Annotated in this window: 4 protein-coding genes; all 4 read right to left on the reverse strand. The window is 49.6% G+C overall.

Features of this window, described 5'->3' with window-relative positions; genetic code table 11:
* Nucleotides 1-165: 165 nt before the first annotated feature.
* Nucleotides 166-939: a PhzF family phenazine biosynthesis protein gene (locus ACI4J0_RS02920; RefSeq protein ID WP_439764321.1), complete on the reverse strand. Its 774-nt coding sequence runs from the start codon at nt 937-939 to the stop codon at nt 166-168.
* Nucleotides 940-1,575 carry an alpha/beta fold hydrolase gene (locus tag ACI4J0_RS02925; protein ID WP_439764322.1) on the reverse strand — a complete coding sequence of 212 codons (636 nt, stop codon included), beginning with the start codon at nt 1,573-1,575 and terminating at the stop codon, nt 940-942.
* Nucleotides 1,572-2,054 (reverse strand): GNAT family N-acetyltransferase, encoded by a 483-nt coding sequence (locus ACI4J0_RS02930; protein WP_439764323.1) that lies wholly within the window; start codon nt 2,052-2,054, stop codon nt 1,572-1,574. Before ACI4J0_RS02930 ends, ACI4J0_RS02925 begins: the two co-directional genes overlap by 4 nt.
* A 4-nt stretch (nt 2,055-2,058) precedes the next feature.
* Nucleotides 2,059-3,600, reverse strand: a 1,542-nt coding sequence (gene recG, locus ACI4J0_RS02935) for an ATP-dependent DNA helicase RecG (protein ID WP_439764324.1), incomplete at its 5' end; no start/stop codon positions are given.

A 3,600-nucleotide genomic window follows, 5' to 3' on the forward strand; every position in this document is an offset into this window, starting at 1 on the left:
GCAGCGTTCTATCTGCCGCCTTTGTCTACAGAACGATTAAAGATTAGTATAAAAATATTTACGGGCTTTCCGAGGAAATTTCGGAAAGCCCGTAATTTTTTTGTAAAAGGTCTTGACAAATCCAAACATTTGTGCTATAATATAATTACCCCATCAATGCTATTTTTACAGCAAGATCTCCCCCTGCAAATACAGTGCCGCCGCTCCCGAAATTTTTATGCAGTCTCCGCAAAGCCCGCAGTAAAGCACTCCTCCCCTTCGTGAAAGCTGTCGGGCGGTAAGCTCCGTTTTCCCAAGTTTCTCACTCCATAAAGGCACAAGGCTGCTGTGAGATGAGCCTGTGACGGGGTCCTCAAGGTCAAGCTCGGGGCAGAAAAATCTCGATACAAAATCACAGTCCTCGCCTTTGGCGGTAATGGCTACACCAAGCCATTTATCAAGCTTTCTGAGCTTATTGTAATCGGGGACAAAGCTTCTGACCTCCGCTTCGCTGTTCATAACGACATAAAGATCTCGCTCGGAATAGACCTCCTTCGGCGCAAAGCCCAAAGCGGCAGTGATATCCTCTGTGACATCTATCCTTTTCGGGACGCGAAGGGGAAATGTCATCTCGTACAGCTCTCCCCTGCGGCTGACGGTAATTTCGCCGCTTACCGTGTCAAAGCGGACGGTCTGCAGACAAGGCTCAATAAAGTTCATCACGATATAGGCGGAGGCAAGGGTTGCGTGACCGCACAGGTCTATCTCAAAGCCCGGAGTGAACCAGCGCAGTGAATAATCCTCTCCCGTTTTACGAAGAAAAGCGGTCTCTGAAAGATTATTTTCAAAGGCAATTTTCTGCATTGTTTCATCGGGCAGCTCGCTGTCAAGAATACACACTCCCGCGGGGTTCCCGCTGAAAACCTTATCGGTGAATGCGTCGGCTATGTAGTATTTCATCTAATCCCTCCCGTAAATTTTCCTGCACCGATCAGAAATAACTCGGGCAAGCTCCTTGGGATCATCTCTGTTTACCTCGTGATCGGATTTTTTTATTTCTGCAAAGTCTCCGTTTGGAATAAGCTTTGCAAGCTCTTCCGCCGCTTTTTTATTCGCCCCGTCCTTTTCGCCGCAGAGGATAAGGGCAGGACAGGAAATATTCGGAAGCTTTGCGGTCATATCAATATCCGCCATTGAATTTGTGAGCGTTAAGAAATCCGCTCTTGAAAAACCGATGCTTTTAAAAGAGCGGTCGGGCATAAATTTGAAGATAATATTCTGAAGCTTTAGCAGCGTTTTGGGCATACGGTACTGCGGAGCGATGAGGATAAGCGAGCCTACCCTTTCGGGTCGGTCGGCGGCATAATTCAATGCAAGCACCGCTCCCAGCGACAGTCCGCAGAGGTTCACAGGCTCATGAAAGCTTTCGAGATATTCGCAGAACTGTCCGTACAGCCTGCTGTAGGTACATTCGCCCCCGGTAAAAAAATCATTCAGCTCGGGACAGACGGCGGATATTTCCGAAGGCAGGTATGAAACGGTCTCATTCCAGCCTGAAGCATTTTGTCCCATTCCGTGAAGCATTATAAGTGTCATTTTAGCTCCTCCCGGTCATTGGCATTACCATCCGCTTTCAAATCCATAACCATAAATACATCTGCATTATAATTTCCATTATATCTTTCCGTATAAACAAATCCCGCTTTTTCGTAAAGTGACACAGCACGGGTGCTTGTGGAAAAAGTGTCAAGATACATCTTTTTGTACCCTGCGGAAACTGCATATGAAACGGCAGTCTGCAAAAGCGCATATCCAAGTTTTCTGCCCTGATATTTTTTCAGCAGATACAAGGACTTTAATTCACAGCTGTCTGCATTAAGCTCCTTCACCGCAACAGCACCGATAATATTATCATCATCAAGCAAACACCAGAATTTGGAATAATACCTTTCAACATCGGAATAGGCTTTGTGACGTCCGTTTATATCAAGCGCGCGTCCCGATTCGGGAAGGCATTTTTCAAGGAAACGGATAAGCTTATCGTGATATTCACGTTTATATACGGCTATTTCCATATTATCAGTTCATTCCCTCCGAGCCGTTTTCATTTATGAGTGCAAGGGCTTTTTCTTTGAGCAGCGGATATCCCGAAAGGTCGGGAGAGCTTTTAAGAAGCTGCTTTGCCGCCTGAGAGCTGTCTCCTAAAAGCTGTCTGTCGCTGTAGAGGTCGGCAATTTTAAGTGGAGGAAGTCCGCTCTGCCTGCTGCCGAAAAAGTCTCCGCCCCCGCGCATTTTAAGGTCCTCCTCGGCAATGGCAAAGCCGTCGTGGAGAGTGGACATTATTTTAAGCCTTGCTCTGGTCTCCTCGGTGGCATTGTCGGTGAGAAGAATGCAGGTGGACTTGTATTTTCCTCTGCCCACACGTCCTCTCAGCTGATGGAGCTGAGAAAGTCCGAAGCGGTCGGAGCTTTCTATCATTATAACGGTGGCGTTGGGAACGTCCACCCCCACCTCGATAACGGTGGTGGAAACAAGGAGCTGTATCTTTCCCTCCTTGAAATCTGCCATTACAGCGTCCTTTTCGGCGGGGAGCATTTTGCCGTGGAGAAGTCCTACAGTGTAGCCTTTAAGCTCCCCTGCGGCTATCTTTTCCGCGTATGCCTTTGCCGCCTGTACCTCTCCGCTGCCGTCCTCGGTCTCATCTATCATGGGGCAGACGATGTAGCCCTGCCTGCCTGCGTCAAGCTCCTTCTTCACAAAGCCCAGCGCCCTGCTTCTGAGCTTTCCCGTAACTGCATAGGTCTCCACGGGCTGTCTGCCCTTGGGAAGCTCGTTGATAATGGATATGTCAAGGTCGCCGTAGATTATGAGCGAAAGAGTTCGGGGTATGGGTGTGGCGGACATTACCAGCTTGTGGGGCTTTTCACCCTTCATTGCGAAAAGCTTGCGCTGATTTACGCCGAAACGGTGCTGTTCATCGGTAATTACAAGTCCCAGGCGGTCAAATCCGGTGCTTTCGGATATTAGTGCATGTGTTCCCGTTACAACGGCAAGCTCGCCGCTTTGCAGCTGTGATTTTATCTCACTTTTCTGCTTTGGGGTCATAGAGCCTGTGAGACAGCCCACCTTTATGCCCAGGGGCTCGAGGAACCCCCTGAGAGTGGCATAATGCTGACGGGCAAGGATCTCCGTGGGTGCCATAAGCGCCGACTGACAGCCGTTCTGTGCCGCAAGCCAGCAGGCAGCGGCAGCAACGGCAGTCTTTCCCGAGCCCACATCTCCCTGCACCAGTCTGTTCATGGGGACATCCTTGCACATATCGGAAAATATCTCCGAGCAGGCTTTTTTCTGGGCTCCCGTAAGCTCAAAGGGAAGGGAGCGTTCAAACACGGCTATATCCGCAGGCATCATCTTACAGCCTGTGACCTCCCTGCTCCTGTCCCTCATAAGTCCCATTGCGCACTGCATTACAAGCAGCTCGTCAAAGCCCAGCCTTCGCCGCGACAGCTCTGCGGCATGGGCAGACTCGGGGAAGTGGATATTCCGACAGGCGTATTCCTCGGTGCAAAGCTCATATCTCTGCCTGATATCATCGGGGATAAACTCCTCTATCTGCTCGGA

The organism is Huintestinicola sp. (assembly GCF_051882455.1).
Taxonomy (GTDB): domain Bacteria; phylum Bacillota; class Clostridia; order Oscillospirales; family Ruminococcaceae; genus Huintestinicola.